This is a genomic window from Vibrio sp. 10N.222.52.B7, from assembly GCF_041474275.1.
Classification (GTDB): domain Bacteria; phylum Pseudomonadota; class Gammaproteobacteria; order Enterobacterales; family Vibrionaceae; genus Vibrio; species Vibrio crassostreae_C.
The window spans coordinates 1-456 of the sequence record NZ_JBFRTU010000337.1 but is presented as its reverse complement, the minus strand read 5'-3'; the positions used below and the strand labels follow the sequence as shown (position 1 = coordinate 456).

Annotated in this window: 1 protein-coding gene; it reads right to left on the bottom strand. The window is 46.7% G+C overall.

All coding sequences use genetic code 11. The annotated features are described in order from the left end of the window. A partial coding sequence (locus AB4512_RS23100) for an MSHA biogenesis protein MshD (protein ID WP_372175854.1) occupies positions 1–456 on the bottom strand: 456 nt, incomplete at both ends.

The window sequence follows — 456 nt, the reverse complement described above, 5'->3', positions numbered from 1 at the left end:
CTTCATCGTACCAATAGTATTATCGTCAGTTCCGTCCATGTTTTGATCATACACCACCGAAATCTCAACACGAAAATTGGCATAACTGTCTTCAATATTTTCGTCTAGGATATTAGCGAGCGGGTACTTCGTTGATGAGACACACGCTGACTCCGTAGTATCGGTGTACCAACAACCGATATAATCATCAACATCATTGAAAGCTGCGGGGGTTGCCTCTGAACCATCCACTCCGAGTTCATTGGGAGCAGAACAAGCGGTCGCACCTGCATCCCCACAGCGCACCAGACCACCATCAAAATCACTATGTTCGTCAAAGCCACGCGCCAAAATTTGATTCATCAAACTCTGCCCTAACGCCACTGAACGATTTTGATAGTGTGGGTCGACCGAGCTTGCAACTTGTGGTGCCAAAAAGCTGGTAATCGTGACCATCGCAATGCCCAATACGATAAT